This window comes from Bradyrhizobium sp. WSM4872, from assembly GCF_055811715.1.
The window spans coordinates 97,171-122,993 of the sequence record NZ_JBVVPT010000009.1 but is presented as its reverse complement, the minus strand read 5'-3'; the positions used below and the strand labels follow the sequence as shown (position 1 = coordinate 122,993).

Genomic DNA, 25,823 nt, shown 5'->3' with positions numbered 1-25,823 from the left:
CACCATGAGCACAGGCACGACAGGGACGGCTGGCACCTCCGAGTTCAAGCCGGCACTATGGACACCGGGCGACTGGAACGCGTTTTTCGGCTTCGGCACCAACATCCTCGTCAACATGCTGGTACTCACGGGCCTGTTACGCTTCGTGTTAAAGATGCCCGACTCACTCGTGTTCGGCCGCATCCTGCCCGCACTCGGGTTGATGATGTGTCTCTCCACGTTCTACTACGCGTACCTCGCCTATCGTCTGGCGCAGAAGACCGGCCGCAACGACGTCTGCGCGTTGCCGTCGGGCGTCAGCGTGCCGCACATGTTCATCGTCACCTTCGTGATCATGCTGCCGATCACGATCAAGACCGGCGATCCGCTCAAGGGCTGGTCGGCGGGCCTGGTCTGGGTGTTTTTCCAGAGCTTCATCCTGATGATCGGCGGCTTCATCGCGCCTTTCATTCGAAAGATCACGCCGCGCGCGGCGCTGCTCGGCACGCTCGCCGGCGTTTCCGTCACCTTCATCTCCATGCGGCCGGCGCTCGAAATGTACATGACGCCGCAGATCGGCCTGGTCTGCTTTGCCATCATCCTGGTGAGCTGGTTCGGCGGCGTGAAATATTGGCGCGGCATTCCCGCCGGTCTCGTCGCGATCGCGGTGGGCATGGCCATTGCCTGGGGCTCGAACCTGTTCGGCCTCGGTCTCGGTGGACTGAGCGTCAAGGGCGTCGGTGATGCCTTCGCCAATTTCGGCTTCTCGGTGCCGATTCCGGCGGTAGGCCACGTCTTCTCCGGTTTCGAATTCCTCGGAATCATCCTGGTCACCGCCATTCCGTTCGGCATCTATGATCTCGTCGAGGCCATGGACAATGTGGAGAGCGCGGAAGCCGCCGGCGACGAATATCCGACCACGCGCGTGCTCACCGCCGACGGAATCGTCAGCCTGATCGGCTGCCTGATGGGCAATCCCTTCATCAACGCCGTCTATATCGGCCATCCCGGCTGGAAGGCGATGGGTGGCCGGATCGGCTATTCGGCCGCGACCGGCATCATGGTGGTCGTGCTGGCCTGGTTCGGCATCATCTCGGTGCTGCTGGCGCTGGTCCCGGTCGTCGCGATCTCACCGATCCTGCTCTATATCGGCATGCTGATCGGCGCGCAGGCGTTCCAGACCACGCCAGTGAAGCACGCGCCCGCGATCGTGCTGGCGCTGACGCCGCATCTGGCCGCCTGGGCCAAGCTGCAGATCGACACCATGCTGGGCTCGACCATGAATGCGGCTGCGACCGTCGGCGGAATGGCCGCCGACAAGGCCGACGCGGTCAAGGCTGCGGCGATTGCCGCGTTGCCGCAGCAGGGCGTGTTCTATCACGGACTCGAAGTGATGGGCGGCGGCTCCATCCTCGGCGGCCTGATCCTGGGTGCGATCGGCGTCTTCATCATCGAGCGCGACTTCGAGAAAGCCTCGGCATTCGCGCTGGTTGGTGCAGTCCTGACCTACTTTGGTTTCATGCACGGCGAAGCCGTCGGCATCGGCGGCGGCTTTGGCGTCACGCCAGCGGTCGCGTTCGCCTATGCCGTGATGGCCGCCGGTCTGTTCGCGGCCAGCCGGCTCGGCGCGAGCGAGCCCTACATGCCGCATGCGGACATGCACGCCGCACCGGCGGAGTAGCTACCCGCCCTTGACCGCCCCCGCCGTCAGCCCGGCGACGATCTGTCGCTGGGCGAACACCGTGAGCAGCAGCACCGGGAGGGTGACAATCAGCGCGGCGGCCGCGAGCGGTCCCCAGCTCAGCTGGTCGAACGAGATCATGTTGTAGACAGCGACCGGCAGGGTCCGTGTCTCGCGTCCGGCCAGCACGATGCCGAAGACAAAATTATTCCAGGAGAAGATCACGGCCAGGATGAAGGCGACCGCGATGCCGGGCTTCGCGATCGGCAGCGCGACATGGCGGAAGACCTGCCAGCGCGTGGCGCCGTCGATGAGGGCTGCTTCTTCCAGCTCCATCGGCGTCGTCTCGAAATAGCCGATCATGATCCAGATCACGATCGGCACCGTGACCACGAGGTGGATGATGATCTGCGGCACCAGCGTGCCCAGCAGTCCCAGCCATTGGAACATGAGAAACAGCGGGATCAGATAGGACAGGCCCGGCGTGATACGGGCGATCAGGATCACGATCGCGGATTTATGCGCGGCCATGCGTGCGATGCCGTAGCCGGCGGGAACGCCGACGAGCAGCGCAAGCAACGTCGCGCTGCCGGTCACGATCAGGCTGTTGATGAAATAGGTCAGGAAGCGGTTGGAGGCGAGCACGTCGGCATAGTTCTTCCAGGCGACATGCTCGGGAAAGAACACCGGCGGGTACGCGGCGTTGTCGATCTCGAATTTGAGCGACAGCGACAGCATCCAGAGGAAGAACAGGATTGCTGGCGACACGATGACGAACACCGAAAGCCACAGGCCGATCTTGCCGATGATCTGACGGGGTGTCATGTGCCGCTCGCGATCTCGGTCCACAGCATGCGCTGGCGCGCATAGAGCATCACCGCCGCAAGCAGAACGATCAGCAGGAAGAACACGACAGCGATCGCCGAGCCGTAGCCGAGGTCGTAATAGGAGAAGGCGACGCTGTAGAGGTAGATATTGATCGTCTCCGACGCCGATCCCGGACCGCCCTGCGTGATCGCGAAAATGATGTCGAAGCTCTTCACGGCGTCGATCATGCGGATCATGCCGGCGATGAACAGGAACGGCATGATCAGCGGCAGGGTGATGAAGCGGAACACCTGCCAGAGGCTGGCGCCGTCGATCTGTGCACTTTCGTAAGGCTCGGTCGGGATCGCAGCGAGGCCGCCGAGCACGATCAGCATGACCAGCGGCGTCCATTGCCAGGTCTCGACCAGCACCAGCGAGGGAATGACGGTCGCGGGATGAAATACCCAGAGCTGCGCAGGGATTCCGACCAGTGACAGCAGATAGTTCAGCACGCCGAGCTGCGGGTGGAACATCATGGTCCAGACCAGCGCGATCGCCACCGGCGTCGCCATCATCGGCATGATGAAGACGCCGCGCAGAAAGCCGCGGCCGGGGAATTTCTGGTGAAACACCACGGCCGCAAAGGTGCCGAGCACGAGCGGCAGCAGCACTGACAGTATGGTGTAGACCAGTGTATGCCCGACGGCCTCAATGAAACGGGGATCGCTCGTCAGCCGCAGATAATTGGACAATCCCACGAAGGTGGTCGACGAGCCGACCTTCCACTCGTTCAGGCTCATCCAGATCGTGAAGACCCACGGAAAGATGATGATCGCGATCACGACGACCAGCGCCGGCACCACGAACGGCCAGTAGGACGGCGGCCGCAACTCCTTCTCCGGCGCGGCATCAGACTGTGCCGCGCCCGGAGTCGATTGTGTCAACGCACTCACGCCTTCTCGCTACGCTCCAGGATCGGCCGGTACTGATCGTTGGCCTTCTTCAGCTCGGCGGCAGGATCGGCGCCGGACAAGGTCGCAGTGACCGCGGCGCCGACGATGTCGCGGAATTCGGCGACCGGGATCACGACGGGCAGGCCCAGCTTGCTGATCTTGCCGGAATCGATCACCGATTGCAGCCACTCCTTGGTCTTGACACCCTTCTGGACCTCGGGATCGCCAAGGATGGAGTTGCGGAACGGCACGCCGCCGCCGGCCTGCAGCAGCCGCGCACCCTGGGTTTTCGAGACCACCCATTGGCAGAGCAGATAGGCGGCTTCCTTGTTCTTGCTCGCAGCGGCAACGCCGATGCCGTCGCCATAGGTCGAGGAATATTGGCCCTTGGGGCCGGCGGGCACGACGGTGTAGCCGACTTTGCCGACGACGCGCGAGGCGGCCGGATCTTCCAGCGGTGGTGCCCAGCCGACGCCGTCGATCCACATCGCGGATCGGCCTTGCGTGAACGAGGCCATCGACTCCATCCAGTTGAAGCCGGCGACGCCGGGCGGTGCCGATTTGGTCAGGAGCGTCTGATACAGCTTGGTCGCGGCAATGGCTTCCGGACCGTCGGTCAGGATGTTGCCCTTGGCGTCGAGGAATTCCCCGCCATAATTGAGGAAGAAGTTGCTCCACATCGCCATGTTGGCATTGCGCAAGCCGCGCCCGACAAAGCCGTAGATGCCTTCCTTGGTGTCGGTGAGCTTCTCGGCCGCCGCAGCCATCTCGTCGAGGGTCTTGGGAACGGCGACGCCCTTCTTCTCGAACAGCTCCTTGTTGTAATAGAGGATGAAATAATCGACCGACCACGGCAGCGACAGCATCTGGCCCTTGTCGTTCCTGGCGTATTGCAGGCCCGCGGCAGAAAAATCGCTCTCGACGAGATCGGGCGCGGTCAGCGCCGGGTCCTTCATGAAGGGCGTCAAGTCGGCGAGCCAGCCGGCCTTCTCGAACTGCCGCTTCTGCACGTGATAGCTGAGATGGACGACGTCGAAGCTCGGACGGCCCGAAGTGAACTCGATCACGACTTTCTGCCGCTGCTGCTGCTCGGGAATCTGCTCCGCTTCGACCTGGATGCCGGTGAGCTCGGTGAACTCCTTGACGTATTTTTGCAGATTGTCGCCGCGGGGGCCCTTGGCGAGGATCACCTCGAGCTTGGTCCCTGCGTATTTCTTCCAGTTCACCTCGGCGCGCGCCGGCAATCCCGTGAGACTGAGCGCGCCAGCTGCGGCCGTGCCAGTCAAGAGCGTACGACGCGAGATTTTGTGGTTGACCACTTTAGGTCCCTCCCTGTGACTCAATTTGGGCGGATACTAGCGGCCGTTCTGCGTCTGCCTAGTCCTAATCTGCGGAATTCAGGGCCGCGCGGCCGGCGTCTCCATCGGCAAGCCATGCGCCCGCGACATCAGATAGAGTTCGAGCGCGACCAGCTCGGGGGCGCCGAAATTATACGCCTGGGCGCGGACACCCGTCATGCAACTGCGTAGCCGGCGCTCCAGCGATCCCAGCGTCTGCCATTCCAGGCGATAAAGCGGATAGCCGGTCGGTTGTCCCTGCGTGATCGGCGCGCCGGCAAGTCGCTTATCGAAATTATCGTCGTGGCAATTGGTGCACGCAAGGTTGAGCTGGCCCTCGCGCTGCATGAAGAGGTCGCGGCCCTGCTCGACGAATGGCTTCAGTTGCGGATCGTCGCCGGCCGTAATCGCGACGCCGCGCGATTGGTGCGCGACGAAGGCGGACAGGGCCAGCAAATCGCGGCTCTCGTAGGGCAGCGGGGTTGCCTGCTGATGATTGCTGCGGCACAGATTGATGCGCTGGTCGAGCGTGACCGGGCGCGCCAGCGCCTTGTCGAAGGCCGGATAGCGCGCCGCCACGCCTTTCATGCTGTCGCGTGCATCGCCATGGCAGTCAGCGCAGGCCTTGTCGGCGCTGCCGGTCTTCTTCGTCCACAACGCCTCGCCGTCGAGCACGAACAGCATGCCGGGATTCGAGGTGTCGTCATCCTGCATCGCGCGCGTGTCGGGCCGCATGAACGAATAACCGGAGCGGCGCGCGTCCGGCGGAATCTCGCCGGCGAGCAGGGCAGGGGCGGTGGCGAGGAGCGCCGCGGCCGCTATCGCGCGCCAGAAACTCATTCGACCGTGATCGACGCCGATGCGCTGGACGAATAGCCGTTGTCGCCAATCCATTCGAACTCGAACTTGCCGCTCTCCTTTGCGACCGTGAAGAACGACAGATAGGGATTGGCCGCGATCGCCGGAAAGAGATCGGCGCGAAAAATCTCGGCACCGTTGTAGCGGCACGTGAAGCTGGTGATGATGTCGCGCGGCACCAGCGCGCCGTCCGCGGTATGGCGGAAGCCGGTCTCCATGATGTGCGAGGTCAACGTGCGGATCTCGATGATTTCGCCGCGTCTGGCTTTCGCCGGGACATTGATGAGCGCGGCCATCAATTCATCTCCTCTGTGCAGGCGGCCAGCGTCACGACGATTTCGGTCGTGACCTGCCAGAACGTGTCGTCGGAAAGACGCGCGATCGCCACCACCTTCTGGGTGTCGGCGAGCCGGATCCGGGTCGAGACCTGGGCGCGGCCGCAGGAGGGGCCGAGATGGAAGTTGCCGATGTTCGGCTGCGGGTTCTTCTCGTTGAAGACGTGGATGCTCTTGACGTAGTCGTCCGCCGTCATCGGGCTCGCGACGCTCACGGTCATCGGCACCGTGTTGCCGTTCTCGACCAGCGGCGGAATGTCGAGCTTCACCTTGCCGCTGCGGACAGGTGCTTCGCCGACGACGTTGCGGATCGCGGCGCTGAGCATCGCCGGTGTCGCCTCGAGCGGCCGCGGCGTGACGATCGGGATCGTCCCGGCGAAGGTCACGCTTCCGGCGAGATTTAGGAATTGTCGTCGCGTGGTCGGCATGAACAGTCCTAGTCCCGAAGCGTTGCAAGAAAAGCCACGATGTCCTCGATCTCGGCGGCGGACAATATCGGTTTGCCGACGAAATTTCGCCCGACCCGCACGAGGTGGTCGCTGCGATAATAGGACGGCATGATGGTCTCAGGGTTGAAGCGCGCTGCATCGACCAGTCGAAGCCGCAACTGGCTCACCGTCCAGCGGTTCCCTGCACCCGAGAGGTCAGGCGCGAGGTCGCCCTGGAACCGGGTTTCCGGGAAGGGACCGGAATGGCACAGGATGCAAGTCGTCGTGCGCGCCAGCACCAGCGCGCGCCCGCGCGCGGTATCGCCGGGCGCGCCGGTGAGCGATTCCGCAATGCCGTCGCCGGCGATGTTGTAGGGCAGGAGCTCCTCGGCTCCCGCATGGCAGGCGAAGGCGAGACTGGCGGCGATCAGCGCTGCGATATGGACCGTTGTTCTAGCCAAAGGTGTCCGCCGTGATGGTTTGAAACCAGCGCTCGGCTTCAGCCGCCTCGCGGGCGCGCAATTCGCGCGGCGCATCGACCGGGCTGGTCGTTCCGCCCTCGACCTCGGCGAAGATGTCGCCCCTGGGCTGGTAGTTGCCCGCGAGTGAAAAGCCGTAGCCGGGTGCGGCAATGTTGTAGCAGACGCCTGTCAATCGCGGGGTTTCTGGTGTGCGGCCGGCAAGGAGGTTCACGATCGCGGCAGCGCAGGCCTTGCCCTGTGCGCTTGCCGCGGATGCCGATTTGGGAATGCCCCCGCCGAGGCAGGCATCGCCGATGACGTGGATGTTCGGGACCAGCTTCGACTCGAAGCTAACAGGATCGATCGGGCACCAGCCGGTGGCATCCGCAGCCCCCGCGACCTGGGCGATGCGTCCGGCGCGTTGCGGCGGAATGACGTTGGCGACGTCAGGTGTGTAGTTGCCGAATTCGGTGACGATGGTCCTTGTCGCGGGATCGACCGAGGTCACGCGGCCGCCTTGCGACAGAGCGATGCGTTCGATCATGTCGCCGTAAAGCTCCTTCCACGCCTTTTCGAACAGTCGCTGCTGGGAGAAATTGTCCTTGGCGTCGAGGATCAAGACCTTTGAGCGCGGCTTCTTCGTTTTCAGGTAATGTGCGATCAGACTGGCCCGCTCGTAAGGCGCCGGCGGACAGCGCGAGGGATTGGCGGAGATCGCGATAGCGACGGTGCCGCCGTCCGGCATGGCCTCCAACTGCCGACGCAACAGCAGCGTCTGCGCGCCGGCCGTCCAGGCATGCGGCATTTTTTCTGATGCCGGGCCGTCGTAGCCGGGCAGGGCCTCGAAATGGAAGTCGATGCCGGGAGAAAGGACGAGACGATCATAGGGCAGCGCAACGCCATCGGCCGTCACGACGCTGCGCAGCTGCGGCTCGATTGTGGCTACCGTCTGGCTGATCACCGTGACGCCCTCGGCGGCGAGTCTGTCATAGCCAAATTGCTGAGCTTCGATGTCGCGGAGGCCGGCAATCACCTCGTTGCTGAACGGGCAGGAGGTGAAGACCGCATTGGGTTCGATCAGGATGACTTGCAAGTTCGCCTGCGCGCGCTTCAGCGCGCGGGAGCACGCCGCACCGCCAAAGCCGCCGCCGACCACGACGATGCGACCCGCCGATTGCGCGCGCAGGATCGAAGGGACGGCGAATGATGTGGCCGCGGCGGCAATGCCGAGGACGGCATCCCGCCGTGTCACCGGAGCATTCATGAGTCTTGTCCGGAACGTCTGCCGCGACGGCCGTACGGCCGCCGCGGCGTTTCTCAGGCGAAGGTGATGTTCTGGTCGCGCAGCGGCACTGAGCGGATGCGTTTGCCCGTCGCCGCGAAATACGCGTTGAGCACCGCCGGCGCCGCGACACCGATGGTCGGCTCGCCGACACCGCCCCAGAACCCGCCGCTCGGCACCATCACCGATTCGACCTTCGGCATCTCGTTGATCCGCATCGAATTGTAGGTGTCGAAGTTGGTCTGCTCGATCTTGCCGTCCTTGACGGTGCAGCCGCCGTAGAACAGCGCGGAGAGGCCATAGACGAAGGAGCCCGCGATCTGCCGCTCCACCTGCGCCGGATTGACGACGTAGCCGGGATCGGTGGAGGCGACGATGCGATGCACCTTGATCTTGTTGCCGTCGGTCACCGAGATTTCGGCGCCGCCGGCGACATAGCTGCCATAGCCCATCACCTGCGCGATGCCGCGATAGATGCCCTGCGGCGCCGGGGTGCTCCAGCCGATCTTCTCGGCCACGGCATTGAGAACCGCCAGGTGCTTGGGGTGATTGCCCATCAGCTTGCGGCGGAATTCGAGCGGATCCTGGCCTGTGGCCTGGGCCAGCTCATCCATGAAGCATTCCATGTAGATCGCGTTGTGATTGACGTTGACGCCGCGCCAGAAGCCCGGCGGAACGTGCGGGTTGCGCATCGCATGCTCGACCAGGAGGTTGGGCACGGAGTAACCGAACGCGGCTTCGCCGGTCTGGGCGACGCCCTGGAATGCGGCCGGATCCATGCCGTTCTGCAGCGCTTCGGGACGGAGCGAGAACAGGATCGATTGCCCGGACAGGCGGTAGTGCAGCGCAACCAGATTGTTGTCCGCATCGAACGCGCCGGTCATCTTGCACTGGGTGATCGGGTGATATCTGCCGTGCGCCATGTCCTCTTCACGCGACCACAGCAGCTTGATCGGCGTCCCCGGCATCTGCTTGGCGATCAGGACGGCCTGACGGACATAGTCGGTCTGGCCGCGCCGGCCGAAGCCGCCGCCGGGCATCACCTTGTGCACGTCGCACTTCTCCGCCGACAGGCCCGATGCTTCCAACGTGGCCGCGAAGGCCGCCTCGCCATTCTGCGTGCCGCACCAGACCTCGCACTTGTCCGCCGTGTAGACCGCCGTGGCGTTCATCGGCTCCATGGTGGCATGGTTCTGGTAGGGATAGCTGTAGACGGCCTCGACCTTCTTGGCGGCGCTGGCAATCGCCGCCTTCGCGTCGCCGTTCTTGTTGCCGACATAGGCCGGCTGCCCGTTGTCGAGGCCCTCGGTCAGCCATTTCGCGATCGACTCGCTCGAGACCTTGGCGTTGTTGCCCTCGTCCCAGACGATCGGCAGCGCCTCCAGCGCGGTCTTGGCGTGCCACCAGGTGTCGGCAACGACCGCGACCGCGGTGTCGCCGACCTTGACCACCTTCTTGACGCCTTTCATGCCGGTGATCTTGGCTTCGTCATAGCTCTTCAGCTTGCCGCCGAACACCGGGCAGTCCTTGATCGCGGCGTTCAGCATGCCCGGCAGCTTGAGGTCGATGCCGTAGATCATGGTGCCGGTGGTCTTCTCGGCGGTGTCCAGCCGCTTCACGCCCTTGCCGATCAGCTTCCAGTCCTTGGGGTCCTTCAGCTTGACGTCGGCCGGCGGCGTCAGCTTGGCCGCGGCCTCGGCGACCTTGCCGTAGGTGGTGGTCTTGCCGGACGGCGTGTGGGTGATGACGCTGTTGGCGGCCGTGCATTCCGACGCCGGCACTTTCCACGCCTCGGCGGCAGCCTGGATCAGCATCACGCGTGCGGTGGCACCGCCCTTGCGGACATAGTCTTGCGAAGAGCGGATGCCGCGGCTGCCGCCGGTCGAGAAATCGCCCCAGACGCGCTTGCGGGCGACGCTCTGGCCCGGTGTCGGATATTCGGTCGAGACCTTCGACCAGTCGCATTCGAGTTCCTCGGCGACGAGCTGGGCGAGGCCGGTGAGCGAGCCCTGGCCCATTTCGGAGCGGGCGACGCGGATGACGACGGTGTCGTCGGGCCTGACCACGACCCAGGCGCCGATCTCGGGGGAGCCGTCGGCCGCGCGGACCACGCCGGGGCCGCCAAAGGGGATATCGAGGCCGACTGCGAGACCTGCGCCGACCGCGGCGGCGCCGACAACGAAGGCACGGCGGTTCATCTTGGGAGAGACATGCTTGTTCATGGGGCGGCTCCTTACGCGCTTGCGATCGTGTGGATCGCTTCGCGCACCTGCTGAAAGGTGCCGCAGCGGCAGATATTGGTGATGGCCTCGTCGATGTCGGCGTCGGTCGGCTTCGGCTTCTCGCTCAGCAGCGCCGCCACCGCCATGATCATTCCACTCTGGCAATAGCCGCATTGCGGCACGTCCTGGGCAATCCAGGCTTCCTGCACCTTGTGCAGTGCGTTGCCGGAGGCGAGCCCTTCGATGGTCGTGATCTTCTTGCCTGCGGCCTCGGCGACTGAAACGCCGCAGGAGCGGGTGGCGACGCCGTCGATGTGAACGGTGCAGGCGCCGCATTGTGCGATGCCGCAGCCATATTTGGTGCCGGTCAGGCCCGCATTTTCGCGGATCGCCCAGAGCAGCGGCGTATCCGGCTCGACGTCGAGCGTGAAGGTTTTTCCGTTGATTGTTAGGTTTGCCATCGCAGTCCCCTGATTGGCCCAATCCACCAATTGGACTCAGGGGCGCAATGTGTCCGGCAAATTGGAAAGGTTCAAATCAATAGTCCGAGGGGTAGCCGGCGGGGATTCCTTCCCTGAGCACCCGCGGCATGGCTTGGGGCGACGTCTACCGGCTTCCGCGGGACGCCCATGGAACCGAGAGCGACAGTTTGTCCCTTTTGCCGGGGTGCAAGTCGACAATGCTCTGCTACAGTGGAATCAGCCAAAAAGAGGTTCCATGAACGTACCGCAGCCTTGCAAAGTCCTGATGCTCTATCCGCTGTTCTCGGCAGAGTCCTTCTGGAGCTTTGGCGAATCCTGCAAAGTGTTGGGCGTGAAGCGCCCCGCGGCCCCTTTGGGGCTGATCACCGTTGCCGCGATGTTGCCCGAGCACTGGACGGTCCGGCTGATCGATTGCAACACGGAATCCTTCAGCGACGAGGATCTTTCCTGGGCCGACGTGGTGTTCACCGGCGGAATGATGCCGCAGCAGGCCGACACGTTGCGCCTGATCGAAATTTGCCGTGCCGCGGGCAAGCCGGTGGTCGTCGGCGGTCCCGATCCCACCTCGAGCCCCCATATCTATGAGAGGGCCGACTTCCAGGTGCTCGGCGAGGCCGAAAGCGTTCTCCACGAATTTATCGCGGCATGGGACAGCGGCGCACGCTCGGGCGTCTTCACGGCGCCGAAATTCCAGGCCGACGTCACCAAGACGCCGGTGCCGCGCTTCGACCTGCTCAAGTTCGAGGACTACCTTTATCTCGGCGTGCAGTATTCCCGCGGCTGCCCGTTCACCTGCGAGTTCTGCGACATCATCGAGCTCTATGGCCGGGTGCCGCGAACCAAGACGAATGAGCAAATGCTGAACGAGCTCGACAGGCTCTACGCCATGGGCTACCGCGGCCATCTCGACTTCGTCGACGACAATTTCATCGGCAATAAGAAGTCGCTGCGGCTGTTCCTGCCCCAGCTCGCCGAATGGCAGCGCGCTCACGGCTATCCGTTCGAATTGTCGACGGAAGCCTCGGTCAATCTGGCCGACGATCCCGAACTATTGGAGCTGATGGGCGCGGCGAATTTCTTCGCCATCTTCGTCGGCATCGAAAGTCCCGATCCGGCGACGCTGGTCGCGATGCGGAAGAAGCAGAACACGCGGCGGAACATCGCCGAGAGCATCCACAAGATCTACGCCGCGGGCATGCTCGTCACCGCGGGTTTCATCGTCGGCTTCGACAATGAGAAGCTCTCGATGGCGGATGCCATGATCGACTTCATCGAAGAGGCGGCGATCCCGGTCAGCATGGTCGGCCTGCTCTATGCCTTGCCGAACACGCAGCTGACGCGCCGCCTGGAGCGCGAAGGCCGGTTGCATCCGGGCCACGATTTGGCGCCGACCATCGGCGCGGATCAGTGCACCGCCGGGATCAACTTCGATCCGGTGCGCCCGTTGCGCGACATTCTGACGGACTACAAGCGCGTGCTGGAGCACATCTACAGCCCGGCCGCCTATGCAAGGCGCATCGACCGTCTGATGACGCTGCTCGACCGCTCTCGCCAGCGCCAGGAGCTCGCGGAAGGCGATATCCGCGCCCGGATCGGCGCGATGGAAACGGTGCACAAGGTGGTCACGGCCCTTCCCGAGGCGCGCGGGCCGCTGTGGCAGACCTTCATGAACTGCGCCAAGCGCGACACCACATCGGCGCGGATCGCCGTGCAGATGATCGCGGCCTATGCGCATCTCGGGCCGTTCTCGCGCAAAGTCATCGCTGCCATCGATGAGCGTCTCGCTGCGCTCGACGAGGAGACGGTCGTTCCGGTGGCGACTGTCGAGGTAACGGCGGCCCGACATCTGGCCTGACGGTCTACTTCACCGCCAGCCGCAAAAAGCTCATCACGCTGCCGAGCGCGGCAAAGCCGGCGCCGAGTGCCAAGGCCACGACTGCGCCGTCGTGACCGGCCAGCGAGAAGCAGGCTGCGGCGAGCGCCGCCCCCGTCGTCTGCCCCGTCAGGCGCGCGGTGGCGACAATGCCGGAGGCGCTGCCGCTGCGATGCGGCGGCGCGCTCGACATCACCGCCTTCATGTTCGGCGCCTGGAAGAAGCCGAATCCCATGCCGCAGATCACCATCCGCCAGATGATGTCGGGGATCGCAGGGTTGGCTGGCAGCATCGCCAGCAGTGCCATGCCAAGGCCGAGCATCACGAGGCCGATGCCGCCGAGCAATCCCACCGCGTGCCGGTCGGAGAGGCGTCCGGCGATCGGCGCCATGATGCCGACCACCAGCGGCCACGGCGTCATGAAGAAGCCTGTCTCGACCTGCGAACGTCCCAGCACGTCCTCGAAATAGAACGGCAAGGAGACGAAGGCGAGGCCCTGCACCGCGAACGAGCACACGGCCGTTGCCGCCGACAGTGCGAACATCGGCCGGCTGAACAGGTCGATCGGCAGCATCGGCGCGGGATGGTCGGCGTGGCGGCGCGTCAGGATGAAGCCGAGCGCGAGAGCCGTGACCAGCTCGATGCCCACGACCACCGGTGAGAGATTATGCGCGGCACTGCCGATGCCCGTGATGAACAACCCGAGACAGGCCGACGCCAGGATCGCGCCGAGGAAGTCAAAGCCGTGATCGGCGCGCGGCGTCTTCGGCAGCATCGCAAATCCGATGCCGATCGCGACCAGGCCGAACGGGATGTTGACGGCGAATAGCCATGGCCACGGGCCGACCGCGAGGATGGCGGAGGCGATCGACGGGCCAAAAGTGAAGGCGGTCGCGACCACCAGCGCGTTGTGGCCGAAGCCGCGGCCGAGCATCCGGCCGGGATAGACGAAGCGCACCAGCGCCGTGTTGACGCTCATGATGCCGCTCGCACCCAGCCCCTGCAGCGTGCGCGCAACCAGCAGGCTCTCCAGCGACCACGCCACCGCGCAGAACAGTGAGGCGATGGTGAACAGGATCAGGCCGCCGAGATAGATGCGCTGGTGCCCGACGATCTCGCCGAGTGCTCCCAACGGCAGCAGCGTCGCCACCAGCGCGATCTGGTAGACGTTGACCACCCAGACCGATTGCTCCGGGCTGACATGCAGGTCGCCGGCAATGGCGGGCAGCGCGATGTTGGCGATCGCGGTGTCGAGCGAGGCCATCGCCAGCGCGGTGAAGATCGCGGCAATGGCCCAGCGCCGCTGTGCGGGCGGAAGGCCATCGGCAATGGGGTGGTCGGGCTTGCGCGCGGTGGCAGGTAACGTGATTGTCATTGCGTGGGCGCGTTGCTCCGGCGGCCGGCTCCAGGGGACTTTGGCATGTACTACGGCGCGGCCGCCTGCCACAGGCATATGCTTGCATGCAGTGTATGCGCGAAGGCTGGGCGATGATTCCGGGCGCCGGCGTATGATCACGCGAACTGCTGCAATGTCAGGGGAGCGCCATGCACATCGTCGTTTTGCCCGGTGACGGCATCGGGCCCGAGATCACGACCGCGACATCAGGCGTGCTGCGCGCGGCCTCCGAGCGCTTCCAGCTCAATCTGCGCCTGGAGGAGCACGCAGTCGGCCATGCGAGCCTCCAACAATTTGGCACGACGGTGCGCCCCGAGCTGCTCGGTATCGTCCGCGCCGCCAACGGCCTGATCCTCGGGCCGACCGCGACTTTCGACTTCAAGGACGAGGCCCATGGCGAGATCAACCCGTCGCGGTATTTTCGCAAGAACTTCGACCTTTACGCCAATGTCAGGCCCGCGCGCACCTATGCGGGGCGGTCCGGGCGGGTCGGCGATTTCGACCTCGTCGTGGTGCGCGAGAACACGGAAGGGTTTTACGCCGACCGCAACATGGAGCAGGGCAATGGCGAGATGCTGGTCACATCAGACGTCGTGATTTCGCTGCGCCGGATCACGCGCCTTTGCTGCGAGCGCATCGCGCACGCGGCGTGCCGGCTGGCGATGAAGCGGCGCAGGCATCTGACCATCGTGCACAAGGCCAATGTGCTCAAGCTCGGCGACGGCATGTTCCTCGAGATCTGCCGCGAAGCGGCGAAGGCCTATACTGGTCTTGGGGTCGACGACATCCTCGTCGACGCCATGACGGCGCATGTGGTGCGCAACCCCGACCGGTTCGACGTCATCGTCGCCACCAACATGTTCGGCGACATCCTGTCCGATCTCACCGCCGAGCTCTCCGGCAGCCTCGGCCTCGGCGGCTCGCTCAATGTCGGTCACAGCCACGCCATGGCGCAGGCCGCGCATGGCTCGGCGCCCGACATCGCGGGCCAGGATGTCGCCAATCCGGTGTCGCTGATCCTGTCGGCGGCGTTGCTGCTGGCCTGGCATGGCGAGAACAGCGGCGCGGTGCGCTACGAGGAAGCCGCACGTGCGATCGAGGCGGCCGTGGCGAAGGCGATCGGCGAGGGCAGGGCAACGCGCGACGTCGGCGGCGAGCTCGGCACGATCGCGGCGGGGGCGGCGATTGCGGAGATCTTGCAGGCGAGGTGAGTGGTCATGCGGGGTCTTGCGTGTTTTTTTAGGCGCCCAAAACAAAAAACGCGAAAACAACCCCATGCACAGTAGAAGGCCCCTTGATCGATAAGGGATTTTCGAATCGCGTCACGACGACATTTGCCGCTGCCGCGACGTTGACCCGTCGGGCAAAACACTGGCAGGATGTCAGGATTGCACCGGTCGGCAAAAGTCTATTGTCGGCTTCGAAGTGCTGAGTTTCATTTTTTCTTTTCCGCTGAATTTACTCGATCCATTTGCAGAGGTTTATTGCCATGAAGATGTCTGTGCCGATTTTGTGGGCAACCGTGATCCTCACCGCGACCGCTGCCTTGGCCCAGAATGGCCTTCCGGCCTGGGCGTTCTTGTGGGACCCGACCGTCAAGGTGCCCCCGGCTGACGACAAGCCCAATCAACTCGCCGGCAGTAGTGCCGCATTCAGCTGGAAGCAGGCGCGCGACCTTTTCTTTGCGCCTGATTGGCATCCGGATGACCATCCGGCCATGCCGGAGATCGTTGCCAACGGACGAAAGCCGGATGTCCGCGCTTGCGGATCGTGCCATCGCGTCGAGGGCACCGGCGGTCCTGAAAATGCGAGTCTGGCGGGCTTGCCGGCGAGCTATCTCGTTCAGCAGCTAGCCGATTTCAAAAGCGGCGCGCGAAAGATGTCGGGGCCGGAGAGGCCCTCCACACAATTGATGATGGCGTCAGTCAAAGGCATGACGGACGCCGAGGTGCGCGCCGCGGCAGATTATTTCTCTGCGCAGAAGCCCAAGCAGATCATCAAGGTCGTCGAAAGCGAGAGCATTCCAAAGACGGGCCCGTCCCGCTTGTTCTACGTCAAGAGCCCGGAGGGCGGCTCCGAAACTCTCGGCCCGCGCATCGTCGAGGTACCGGACGATGTAGATCAGTTCGAGCTTCGAGATTCCCGGGCGACCTTCACGGCCTATGTGCCGGTTGGAAGCCTGGCGAGGGGAGAAGCACTCGCCAAGACGGGCGGATCGGGAACAACCGTTGCCTGCGGTAGCTGCCACGGTCCGGAGTTGAAAGGCGTCGGTGATATTCCGGCAATTGCCGGGCGCTCGCCGACCTATATCGTGCGCCAGCTCCATGAATTCCAAAGCGGGGGGCGCGTGGCAAGCACAAGCTCCCTGATGCAACAGACTGTCGAAAAGCTGTCGCAGAACGACATGATCGCGCTGGCTGCCTACGTGGCGTCGCTCTCCCCATGATCCGAGCCGCTGCTGCGGGGGATAACGTCGCTCCTTGGCCCTAAGCGTCGGTTGGCGTGGGGCATCGGCAGGTCCGGAGTCTGGTAGAGCAGATGTCATCGCTCCGGTGCAGACTGCCGCCTTTCACCCGACCCGGTCATCGGCTCGCTTGGACCAACGTAGAATAATGGCTGTTCTCAGCCGGGTGTATGAGATTGGATTGGTAATGAAACGACGAGAATTCCTGACTCTGGTTGGTGGTGCGTCTGCGTTGCCTCTGGCAGCGCGAGCACAGCAAGCGAAGCGAATGCCGCGAATTGGCCTTCTCCTCCCCCCACCGCGGAATTTGGAAGTCGACGCGTTCCTCAAGGGGCTCAGCGATCTCGGTTGGGTTGACGGCGTGAACGTTCATGTCGAATACCGGGACGCCGGTGGCGACGACGCCAGGCTGCCGGCGCTTGCGAATGAACTTGTCGCTCTTGATGTTGACGTTCTCGTCACAGCCACATTTCCCGGGATTCTTGCCGCTCACAACGCGACGACAAAAATTCCGACGGTGATGATCGTGGGCCCCGATCTGGTGACCATAGGCCTTGCAGCCAGTATGGCTCATCCAGGCGGCAACATCACGGGGCAAACCTTTTTCCTGACAGAACTGGCTGCAAAGCGCTTGGAGATTCTCGCAGGCTTGGCTCCCTCGACGCGACGCGTAGGGGTGCTCATGCAGCGAGGAAATCCACTGAACAACGCTACAATGAGCACCATGAGGAACGCCGCGCAGGCATTGAAGATGGAGCTACTAGCTATCGAGGTCGACGTCCCCGGCGATGTCGAAAGCGCGCTGTCACTCGTCGGCTCTAACCCGATGGACGGCCTCGTGATCACGGACGCAAACGCGTTTGTCACCAACACGTCCATGGTGGCCGCGATTGTGGACAAGTGCCGCGTGCCATCGGTTGCCGCACCCATCGTCGCCTCCCGGGGGGCGGCCCTGATGGGTTACGGTGTGGACTTCACCGCAATGTTCCGCCACGCCGCTGTTTTCGTCGACAAGATATTGAAGGGTGCCAACCCCGCCGAGATTCCCATCGAGCAGCCGACGCAGTTCAAGACCGTCATCAACCACAAGACCGCAAAGGCGCTCGGCGTGGAGATACCTCCGTCGTTGCTGGTGCGCGCGGACGACGTGATCGAATAACAGTGGGGCCGCGGCGGCTCGCTCAATGTCGGTCACAGCCGCGCCATGGAGCAGGCCGTGCACGGCTCGGCGGCTGACATCTCGCCAATCCGGTCTCGCTGATCCTGTCGGGCGCTCTGTTGCTCAGCTATATGCCCGATTTGGTAAGTCGAGCCAGCGTAGCGAGTTGCCGCATCCATTGCATTCTAGGCCGGGCTGGATAGCCACCCCAGGTCGTTCCCGGGGGAACGTTGGTCATAACTCCCGATCCCCCTGCCACCCTTGCACCCTTGCCTATCGTGACGTGAGGAGCAATCGCAACTCTGCCACCAAGGACGACAAAATCTTCAATCGTAACGCTGCCACTAAGACCCGATTGTGCGACGATGATACAATTGCGGCCAATGACTACGTTGTGACCGATCTGACAGAGGTTGTCGATCTTTGTGGCTTCTCCGATGATCGTGTCTCTTATGCCGCCCCGATCAATCGTCGTGCCGGCCCCGATCTCTACGTCGTCACGGATAATGACTCGCCCGGTCTGCGGGACTTTTTGCCATCGGGCACCGGCGACATAGCCAAAGCCGTCCTGCCCAATATGGGAACCCGGATGGATCACGACGCGCTCGCCCATAAGCGTATGTGTAATCGAGCAGCCCGCGCCAATCGTGCAGTTGCGGCCTATCAGAACATCCGGGCCGATCACGGCCGTTGCGGAGATGATGCTTCCCGCTCCAATCTCAGCTCGGGGTCCGATCACGGCTCCCGGATCAACCGTGATTCCGCCAGCAAGGCGCGCAGTTGGATGGATCGTCGAGCCGGAAGCTATATCGCTGGCTTCGTAAACGGAGGTGGGCCGAAGAGATCGGGGGTAAAGTTCGGTATGGACGTCGACAAATGCTTGGTAGGGCTGCTTCGCAAGCAGCGAGATGAGAGTGCTTGGGGCGCGGCTTTCGAAGCGATGAAGCATCAGGCAGGCCCCGGCGCCCGTTCTGGTCAGCGCGTCGGCATACTTGCCGCTTTCGATAAAAACGAGGTCATTCGGCCCGGCGAGTTCGAGTGGCGCAACGTTTGTAATCAGATGTGAAAGTCGTGTCGCGTCGTGACATTCGGCGCCGGTTAGCGAGATAATTTTGGCTACCGTCAAGCCTGCGGGGCTATCGAAGAACTTGCCGTCTCGCATATCCCCTCCCTCATTGCAGAACGATCGCGAATAGGGTGAGGCGATATCGCTGCAACCTGAATCGCCGCTCTTGTTGGTCTTGCGTCCAACCTTGAAAAGCTCCGTAAGGGCAATTCAAAGGTTACGTACCAAGTCTGCTTCATCCTTTCTCCAATTGAAGCTCGATCGGTCGATTTCGGTACGATTGCTATGACCAGCGATTCGTTTGAGAGGAGAACGAACCGACCTGTGGTCGGTTGATTTAGATCAATGATCAAGGATCATCCGTTGTGGGGCCTCCAAAGAACTCGAAATGCTGCGTGTTGGGTAACTCGCTGGCGATACGGTTCCATCGCTGTCCAAAAGGCGAAGCTGCATTGCGACGGCATTGATCAGTCGCGGGCCGCTAGCTATGGCTTACGTTGGTTTCGGCCAAGCGGCGATGCCAAACGGGAACTATCCTGTCTGGCAGGACCTCACGCCGCACCATTCCAAGGCTGCTACCGGGCAGGCCGCTAGATCCTTTTGAGGTATGCAGATGATTGCGGCGGGTTCGTCTGCGCTCTGCTGGTGTCCTTAGCCAGCTCCTCAGAGCGAACTGGCACTTTCCGCTCCTCCTGAAGACAGTCCGGATAGGACTGCCTTCGGGGCTGATGGAGTCCGGGGATGATAGCTTCAGAACTGATACCTCCGCAGTCCCCCATCCACCGGGATCACCGTGCCCGTGATGTAGCGCGCCACGGGTGACGCCAGAAACACCGCGAGTGCGGCGAGATCTTCCGGCTCGCCCCAATAGCCGACGGGAATCTCTTCCTCCGCAAAGCGCTCGCGATAATCAGGCGCGTAGTTGCGGCGGATCTGTTCGCTCATGATGCGGCCGGGCGGGATGCAGTTGATGGTGATGCCGTGCTCGCCGATCTCGCGCGACAGGCCCTTGGCCCAGGCGTGCACGGCTGCTTTGGCGGCGAACGCGGCGTTGAGGCCTTCCGGCTCGGACTTGCCGGTGATGTTGACGATGCGGCCCCATTTGCGTTCGATCATCTGCGGCAGCAGCGCATGCGCGATGCGGCGGTAGCTGGTGAAATTCAGCGCGATCGCTTCGTCCCATTGGCTGTCCGGCGCATCGACGGGGAGGGGGCGGCTGCCGCCGGCATTGTTGATCAGGATGTCGACATGGCCGAGCTCGCTCACGGCGAAGGCCGAAATCCTCTCCGCCGCGTCCTTGGCCATCACGTCCTGCTCGAATGGCGTGATCAGACCGGAGCCGACTTCGCTCACCAGTTCGGCGAGCAGGTCGGTGCGCCGTGCCACGGCCACGACGCGCACGCCTTCGGCAGCCAAGCCCTTGGCGATGGCGCGGCCGATGCCGACGCTCGCTCCGGTGACGACGGCGGTTTTCGATGTGAGCCCGAGATCCATGGTGACACGCCCTCTTGTTTGCTTTTCTGCTTGTCGCTGTTGGTTTGGCTGATCGTTTTTCTGTTCGTTTCCTGCCCTGTCCCCGTCAGCCTGATTTGCCCGACCGGGACGAGCAGTGGTAACCAAGAGCCGCGTTGAAGGAAACACGAAAAAGAAAAGGCGCCGAGCGATGGTCTGGGATCCGCAGCAATATCTGAAATTCTCCGGCCACCGGCTCCGGCCCGCCGTCGACCTCTTGATGCGGATTCCGGATTCTGGTCCGCGTGCCGTTGCCGATCTCGGCGCCGGCGCCGGCAACGTCACCAAGCTGATCAAGGAGCGTTGGCCGGACGCGACGGTGACCGGTGTCGAGGGCTCAGCCGAGATGGTCGCCGCCGGTCGCAAGGCGGCGCCGGACGTGGAATGGTCACACGAGGACCTCGGCCATTGGCGCCCGACGAAGCAATATGACGTCGTCTATTCCAATGCCGCGCTGCACTGGCTGCCCAATCATGCGGCACTGTTTCCGTCGATCATGGAGAAGGTGACGCCTGGCGGGATGCTCGCGGTGCAGATGCCGCGAAACTTTCTAGCGCCCTCGCATGTGCTGATCGGCGAGACGGCGCTGAACGGTCCCTGGCGGTCGAAGGTCGAGCATCTCGTCACGCCGCCGCCGGTCGAAGCGCCGGCCTATTATCACGGTCTTCTTGCTCCGATGTCGGCCAATATCGACATCTGGGAGACCGAATATCTGCAGGTGCTGGAAGGCGAGAATCCCGTGAAGGAGTGGACCAAGGGGACCTGGCTCACGCGCTATCTCGATATCTTGCAGGGCGACGAGAAGGCCGCGTTCGAAGCCGCCTATGGGATGCGGGTCGCGAAAGCCTATCCGAAGAACGCCGCGGGACAGACGCTGTTTCCGTTCCGGCGTCTGTTCATGGTCGCCCAGCGCAACGGCTGATCGCACTACCGCAATGCGACATAAGCGCTCGCTTCCGGGAACGGCAGCAGGAGCCGGGTTGCGCAAGATAGCTTGGCTACGGCAAATTGGGCTTAGGTCTAGTTGTTCGGGTGGCGGATTGCTGTCAGTACTGAAATCGGAAAACAAAAAAGACCCGGTTTTAGAGGTTGTTGGGAGGTTCGTTCATGCGCAAGCTGCTTCTTGCGGTCGCCGCCGCAGCTGTTCTCCTGTGTCCCGCCGTCGTCGAGGCCCAGAGTCCGATCGTCATTAAATTCAGCCACGTCGTCGCCAACGACACTCCCAAGGGCAAGGGCGCCCTGAAGTTCAAGGAACTTGCGGAGAAGTACACCGACGGCAAGGTCAAGGTCGAAATCTACCCGAACTCAACGCTGTACAAGGACAAGGAGGAGATCGAGGCGCTGCAGCTCGGCTCGGTGCAGATGCTTGCCCCCTCGACCGCGAAGTTCGCACCACTCGGTATCAAGGAATTCGAGGCGCTCGACCTGCCCTGGTTGTTCAAGGACGACCAGACCTATTCGAACGCGATGAAGGGCACGATCGGCAAGTGGCTGTTCGAGAAGCTCGAGACCAAGGGCATCACCGGGCTCGCTTACTGGGACAACGGCTTCCACATGCTCTCCGCCAACCGTCCCCTGATGAAGCCGGCCGATTTCCAGGGTCTCAAATTCCGCATCTCCGGATCGAAGGTCGCCGACCAATATCTTCGGATCATGGGCTCGATCCCCCAGATCATGGCGTTTTCCGAAGTCTACCAGGCTTTGCAGACGGGCGTGGTCGACGGCTGCGAGAACACCGCATCCAACTACCTGACGCAGAAGTTCTACGAGGTGCAGAAGGACATCACCGTGTCCTATCACGCGCACCTGCAGTATGCCGTCATCGTCAATTCGAAATTCTGGTCCGGCCTGCCGCCTGATATCCGCGCCCAGCTCGAGAAGGCGATGAACGAGGCGACCGACTACACCAACCGGATCGCGCACCAGGAAAACGAGGATGCGCTGGCCGAGATCAAGAAGACGGGCAAGACCACGCTGCATTATCTGACTGACGCCGATCGCAAGGCGTGGCAGGAAGCGATGCAGCCGACTTACAAATGGGCGAAGGGGCGGGTCGGGCAGGAGGTGCTCGATCTCGTCGCCAAGGAACTCGACGTCAAGATGAACTGACGCGGGCGCGTTTTGAGAACAACCATGAACGGTCGGGGGTGATCGCACTCCCGGCCGTTGCTCTTGAATGATGAGCCAAGCTGAGGGGACCAAGTTGCTGCGTGCATTCAATCGTGTGCTCGATCATCTCGAGGAATGGCTGATCGCGACGATGATCGCGGCCGCGACATTGCTCATCTTCGTTGCCGTGCTGCACCGATATGGCGCCGGGCTGTCGATCGACATCGCCAAATGGGCGGAGGCGCGCAACCTGGCCTTGCTGGCCGTCCCCGCGCGAGCGGCGTTCGTCTGGCTTGCCGCTCTCGACCTGTCCTGGGCGCAGGAACTCTGCATCTACATGTTCATCTGGATGGCGAAGTTCGGTGCGGCCTATGGGGTGCGCACCGGCATCCATGTCGGCGTCGACGTCCTGGTCAACATCCTTCCCGGCGGATCGCGCCGCCGCGTCATCACGTTCGGCCTGATGTGCGGCGCCCTTTTTACGGCCATCGTGTGCTATTTCGGGGCCGCGTTCGTCGGCCAGATGTGGCAGACCGGCCAGCAATCCAACGATCTGGAAGCGCCGATGTGGCTGGTGTATCTCACCATCCCGCTCGGCTCCGGGCTAATGTGCTTCCGCTTCCTGCAGGTCGCCTGGTCGTTCTATCACACCGGCGAGCTGCCGCATCACGACATGGCCGGCGTCGAGGGCGTGGAAGTAGACCCGGTCCATCCGGCCCCGGTCACGCGCAGTCAAGTCGTCCGCGACGAACGCAGCCCGCTCGGCTGGGTCCTGATGTTGTTGCCGGTTCTGATCGTCGCCGTGTGCTTCGCCCATTCCGCGCACGTGATCACGCTGCCGCAGGGCCTGCGTGTCGCCGTCGTCTTCGGCCTTCTGCTGTCGTTGATGCTCACGGGCATGCCGATCTCGATCGCGCTCGGCCTGACCGTGCTCAGCTTCATGTTCACGTTGACCGACGTGCGAACGGAATCGGTGGCGCTGAAGCTGTTTACCGGCATCGAGAGCTTCGAGATCATGGCGATCCCGTTCTTCATCCTTGCCGGCAACTTCCTGACCCATGGCGGCGTCGCGCGCCGGATGATCGCGTTCGCGACTTCGCTGGTCGGGCATTGGTACGGCGGTCTCGCGCTCTCGGGCGTGGTCGCCTGCGCGCTGTTCGCCGCGATTTCCGGCTCGTCGCCGGCCACCGTGGTGGCGATCGGATCGGTGATCCTGCCCGCGATGGTCGCGCAGGGATTTCCGAAGAGGTTCGGGGCGGGCGTGATCACGACCTCGGGCTCGCTGGGAATTCTCATTCCACCCTCGATTCCGATGGTGCTTTTTGCCGTCTCTACCAACACCTCCGTCGGCAAGCTGTTCATCGCCGGCATCGTGCCGGGGCTCGTGCTCGCCATGCTGCTCGGCGCCACGACGTTCTATCGGGCCTGGCGTAACGACTATCCGAGGATGCCGAAAGCAACCTTCTACGAACGCTTCGATGCGTTCCGCAAGTCGATCTGGGGTATCCTGCTGATCGTGATCGTGATTGGCGGCATCTACAGCGGCCTGTTCACGCCGACCGAAGCTGCCGCCGTCAGCGCCGTGTACGCCTTCATCGTCGCAGTGTTCATCTACAAGGATCTGAAGCTGCGAGACGTGCCGCGCGTGCTGCTGTCGTCGGCAAATCTTTCGGCGATGCTGCTCTACATCATCACCAACGCAGTCTTGTTCTCGTTCCTGATGACCTACGAAAACGTGCCGCAAGCGCTGGCGCAATGGATGATCGACCAGGGCCTCGGCTGGATCGGCTTCCTCCTCCTCGTCAATCTCCTGCTGCTGGTGGCGGGCAACGTGATGGAGCCGTCCTCGATCATCCTGATCATGGCGCCGATCCTGTTTCCGGTTGCGATCAAGCTCGGCATCGATCCGATCCATTTCGGCATCCTGATGACGGTCAACATGGAGGTCGGGCTGTGCCATCCCCCGGTCGGCCTCAATCTCTACGTCGCCTCAGGCATCGCCAAGATGGGCATCACCGAGCTCACGGTGGCGGTGTGGCCGTGGCTGCTGACGATGCTCGCGTTCCTCGTGGTCGTGACCTACTGGCCGGGTCTGTCGCTGTGGCTGCCGAGATTGCTGGGCATGTAATCGGGCACAGGCGATGCATGGCTAACGCGCGGTAAATCCGCTCGCTCAAATGCCACTGCTGTGCGGTGCACGCATTTTTACGGATCTGCGGTAGAACCGTGCCAGCGGATGGGGCTGGCATGTTGTTCAACAGAATGGAATCCGGACGGGCGTCGATTTCCGACGCCGTCTACATGGAAGTGATCACGGGGCTGCACGGCACGACGGTGCCCACTATTCTCGCCGCCGTCTGCCAGGTGATGGTCGGCGCGATCACGACCTACGAGACCGGTGACGCGGTCACGGCAGTCCTTACGGCCGCCGGCGTCGTGGTGGCCATGATCCGCCTGTTCGAAATCGCGGCGTTCCGCCGTCGCCTCTCGCAGCCGCCGCAGCTGGATCGGGCCGAGGCCGCGCGTTGGGAACGGCGGTACATTTCCGGCACGGTCATGACGGCCATGGTGCTCGGCGTGTTTGCCGCGCGCAGCATCGTGCTGGGCGATGCGCTCTGCTGCGTGATGGCGGTCGGCATCGGTTTCGGCTTCGGTGCCGGCGTGGTGGCGCGGCTGGCGCTACGCCCGGTCGCAGCGCTGCTCGATCTGGTCGCGATCGCCGCGCCCGCCGCGATCGTGACGTTCATGCAGCCCGATCTGCGTCATGTCGGGCTCGGGCTCCTCATCCTGATGTATGTGGCCGCGAGCTTCGAGATGGTGCGGCTGAGCTTCAATGCCTCGATCAGACAGATCACGCTCAAGCGACAGTTTGAGCGGCTCGCGCGCTCGGACTCGATGACCGGCGTCTTCAACCGTTCGGTGCTGGCGGAGGATCTGCCGCGAATGCTGGCGGACGGAAATTCCAGCATGATCGCCATCCATGCGCTCGATCTCGACCGCTTCAAGGAGGCCAATGACCGCTTCGGCCATCCTGTTGGCGACGCGCTGCTCAAGCAGGTGGCCGGGCGGCTCAAGGCGCTCGCCGCACCTCATGATCTCGTGGTCCGGATGGGCGGCGACGAGTTCATCCTGGTGCAGCGCGCGGCGGCCGATGCGGAAGCGATGGCACGGCGGATCGTGCAATCGATCAGCGCGCCTTATGATGTCGACGGGCAGGTGATCGGGCTCGGCGTCAGCGTCGGCGTTGCCGTCGCGCCGCAGGATGGGCGCACTGTGGAGGGGCTGTTGTCACGCTCCGACCGGGCGATGTACCGCGCCAAGCAGGATGGCGGCGGCTACGTGCTCGCGCGGGAGCTGCGGATGGCGGACATGCGCGTCTCCGATAAGTCGGTGGCCGGAGGTTTGGCCGCGTAAGGACT

The 25,823-nt window shown here is 63.3% G+C and carries 22 protein-coding genes and 2 pseudogenes; 11 read left to right on the top strand and 13 right to left on the bottom strand.

All coding sequences use genetic code 11. The features are described from left to right. Window positions 1–4: 4 nt before the first annotated feature. Complete coding sequence (locus AC0L3C_RS15225; RefSeq protein ID WP_473408366.1) at window positions 5–1,660, top strand: regulator; 1,656 nt, start codon at window positions 5–7, stop codon at window positions 1,658–1,660. Here the strand turns inward: AC0L3C_RS15225 and AC0L3C_RS15220 are convergent, their stop codons facing one another. The 10 genes from AC0L3C_RS15220 to AC0L3C_RS15175 all read right to left on the bottom strand — a co-directional run bounded on the left by AC0L3C_RS15220 (window position 1,661) and on the right by AC0L3C_RS15175 (window position 10,804). After that, a complete protein-coding gene (locus AC0L3C_RS15220) occupies window positions 1,661–2,485 on the bottom strand; it encodes a carbohydrate ABC transporter permease (protein ID WP_473281322.1) in 825 nt (274 codons plus the stop codon). It abuts the gene before it with no gap. Further along, a complete protein-coding gene (locus tag AC0L3C_RS15215; protein ID WP_473408365.1) occupies window positions 2,482–3,420 on the bottom strand; it encodes a carbohydrate ABC transporter permease in 939 nt (312 codons plus the stop codon). The genes AC0L3C_RS15220 and AC0L3C_RS15215 overlap by 4 nt, the downstream gene beginning before the upstream one ends. Further along, window positions 3,417–4,739, bottom strand: a complete 1,323-nt coding sequence (locus AC0L3C_RS15210; RefSeq protein WP_026233315.1) for an ABC transporter substrate-binding protein — start codon at window positions 4,737–4,739, stop codon at window positions 3,417–3,419. Before AC0L3C_RS15210 ends, AC0L3C_RS15215 begins: the two co-directional genes overlap by 4 nt. Window positions 4,740–4,817: 78 nt before the next feature. Then, the gene (gene soxA, locus AC0L3C_RS15205) at window positions 4,818–5,597 is read right to left on the bottom strand and encodes a sulfur oxidation c-type cytochrome SoxA (protein WP_473408364.1); all 780 of its coding nucleotides are present in this window, start codon (window positions 5,595–5,597) and stop codon (window positions 4,818–4,820) included. Next, window positions 5,594–5,911 (bottom strand): thiosulfate oxidation carrier complex protein SoxZ, encoded by a 318-nt coding sequence (gene soxZ, locus AC0L3C_RS15200; protein WP_473263441.1) that lies wholly within the window; start codon window positions 5,909–5,911, stop codon window positions 5,594–5,596. Before soxZ ends, soxA begins: the two co-directional genes overlap by 4 nt. Then, the gene (locus AC0L3C_RS15195) at window positions 5,911–6,378 is read right to left on the bottom strand and encodes a SoxY-related AACIE arm protein (RefSeq protein WP_473408363.1); all 468 of its coding nucleotides are present in this window, start codon (window positions 6,376–6,378) and stop codon (window positions 5,911–5,913) included. Before AC0L3C_RS15195 ends, soxZ begins: the two co-directional genes overlap by 1 nt. Before the next feature lie 8 nt (window positions 6,379–6,386). Beyond that, on the bottom strand, window positions 6,387–6,839 hold the full coding sequence (soxX, locus tag AC0L3C_RS15190; RefSeq protein WP_473263443.1) for a sulfur oxidation c-type cytochrome SoxX: 453 nt from the start codon (window positions 6,837–6,839) through the stop codon (window positions 6,387–6,389). Further along, window positions 6,832–8,103, bottom strand: coding sequence for an FCSD flavin-binding domain-containing protein (locus tag AC0L3C_RS15185; RefSeq protein ID WP_473263445.1), 1,272 nt, complete (start codon window positions 8,101–8,103; stop codon window positions 6,832–6,834). Before AC0L3C_RS15185 ends, soxX begins: the two co-directional genes overlap by 8 nt. Window positions 8,104–8,156: 53 nt before the next feature. Next, window positions 8,157–10,343 (bottom strand): xanthine dehydrogenase family protein molybdopterin-binding subunit, encoded by a 2,187-nt coding sequence (locus tag AC0L3C_RS15180; RefSeq protein WP_473408362.1) that lies wholly within the window; start codon window positions 10,341–10,343, stop codon window positions 8,157–8,159. A gap of 11 nt (window positions 10,344–10,354) precedes the next feature. Then, on the bottom strand, window positions 10,355–10,804 hold the full coding sequence (locus AC0L3C_RS15175) for a (2Fe-2S)-binding protein (protein ID WP_473281308.1): 450 nt from the start codon (window positions 10,802–10,804) through the stop codon (window positions 10,355–10,357). 256 nt (window positions 10,805–11,060) lie between these two features. Between AC0L3C_RS15175 and AC0L3C_RS15170 the strand changes: the two genes are divergently transcribed. Next, complete coding sequence (locus AC0L3C_RS15170; RefSeq protein WP_473408361.1) at window positions 11,061–12,680, top strand: B12-binding domain-containing radical SAM protein; 1,620 nt, start codon at window positions 11,061–11,063, stop codon at window positions 12,678–12,680. A 4-nt stretch (window positions 12,681–12,684) separates the two neighbouring features. On the opposite strand, the gene AC0L3C_RS15165 is transcribed toward AC0L3C_RS15170, so the two are convergent. Beyond that, window positions 12,685–14,073: an MFS transporter gene (locus tag AC0L3C_RS15165; protein ID WP_473408360.1), complete on the bottom strand. Its 1,389-nt coding sequence runs from the start codon at window positions 14,071–14,073 to the stop codon at window positions 12,685–12,687. A gap of 170 nt (window positions 14,074–14,243) precedes the next feature. On the opposite strand from AC0L3C_RS15165, the gene AC0L3C_RS15160 reads away from it, so the two are divergent. The 4 genes and pseudogenes from AC0L3C_RS15160 to AC0L3C_RS15145 all read left to right on the top strand — a co-directional run. Then, complete coding sequence (locus AC0L3C_RS15160) at window positions 14,244–15,305, top strand: isocitrate/isopropylmalate dehydrogenase family protein (protein WP_473408359.1); 1,062 nt, start codon at window positions 14,244–14,246, stop codon at window positions 15,303–15,305. A gap of 311 nt (window positions 15,306–15,616) precedes the next feature. Further along, window positions 15,617–16,540, top strand: coding sequence for a c-type cytochrome (locus tag AC0L3C_RS15155; protein ID WP_473263451.1), 924 nt, complete (start codon window positions 15,617–15,619; stop codon window positions 16,538–16,540). A 166-nt stretch (window positions 16,541–16,706) separates the two neighbouring features. Then, window positions 16,707–17,717: an ABC transporter substrate-binding protein gene (locus tag AC0L3C_RS15150; RefSeq protein ID WP_473263452.1), complete on the top strand. Its 1,011-nt coding sequence runs from the start codon at window positions 16,707–16,709 to the stop codon at window positions 17,715–17,717. A gap of 6 nt (window positions 17,718–17,723) precedes the next feature. Beyond that, a pseudogene (locus tag AC0L3C_RS15145) lies at window positions 17,724–17,848 on the top strand (isocitrate/isopropylmalate dehydrogenase family protein); the annotation flags it as partial. On the opposite strand, the gene lpxD reads toward AC0L3C_RS15145, so the two are convergent. Together lpxD and AC0L3C_RS15135 are read right to left on the bottom strand one after the other, a co-directional pair. After that, complete coding sequence (lpxD, locus tag AC0L3C_RS15140; protein ID WP_473263453.1) at window positions 17,845–18,879, bottom strand: UDP-3-O-(3-hydroxymyristoyl)glucosamine N-acyltransferase; 1,035 nt, start codon at window positions 18,877–18,879, stop codon at window positions 17,845–17,847. The pseudogene AC0L3C_RS15145 and the gene lpxD sit on opposite strands and share 4 nt — an antisense overlap. 654 nt (window positions 18,880–19,533) lie before the next feature. Continuing rightward, the gene (locus AC0L3C_RS15135) at window positions 19,534–20,277 is read right to left on the bottom strand and encodes an SDR family NAD(P)-dependent oxidoreductase (RefSeq protein WP_473263455.1); all 744 of its coding nucleotides are present in this window, start codon (window positions 20,275–20,277) and stop codon (window positions 19,534–19,536) included. A 169-nt stretch (window positions 20,278–20,446) separates the two neighbouring features. Between AC0L3C_RS15135 and AC0L3C_RS15130 the strand changes: the two genes are divergently transcribed. The 5 genes and pseudogenes from AC0L3C_RS15130 to AC0L3C_RS15110 all read left to right on the top strand — a co-directional run bounded on the left by AC0L3C_RS15130 (window position 20,447) and on the right by AC0L3C_RS15110 (window position 25,818). Continuing rightward, window positions 20,447–21,217, top strand: coding sequence for a methyltransferase domain-containing protein (locus AC0L3C_RS15130; protein WP_027568788.1), 771 nt, complete (start codon window positions 20,447–20,449; stop codon window positions 21,215–21,217). A 185-nt stretch (window positions 21,218–21,402) separates the two neighbouring features. Beyond that, the gene (locus AC0L3C_RS15125; protein WP_473263456.1) at window positions 21,403–22,404 is read left to right on the top strand and encodes a DctP family TRAP transporter solute-binding subunit; all 1,002 of its coding nucleotides are present in this window, start codon (window positions 21,403–21,405) and stop codon (window positions 22,402–22,404) included. 67 nt (window positions 22,405–22,471) lie between these two features. Next, window positions 22,472–23,029 (top strand): annotated as a pseudogene (locus tag AC0L3C_RS15120) (TRAP transporter small permease); the annotation flags it as partial. Between the two features lie 222 nt (window positions 23,030–23,251). Beyond that, window positions 23,252–24,532 (top strand): TRAP transporter large permease, encoded by a 1,281-nt coding sequence (locus AC0L3C_RS15115; protein ID WP_342761046.1) that lies wholly within the window; start codon window positions 23,252–23,254, stop codon window positions 24,530–24,532. Between the two features lie 119 nt (window positions 24,533–24,651). Beyond that, on the top strand, window positions 24,652–25,818 hold the full coding sequence (locus AC0L3C_RS15110) for a diguanylate cyclase domain-containing protein (RefSeq protein WP_473408358.1): 1,167 nt from the start codon (window positions 24,652–24,654) through the stop codon (window positions 25,816–25,818). The last annotated feature ends 5 nt before the right edge of the window (window positions 25,819–25,823 follow it).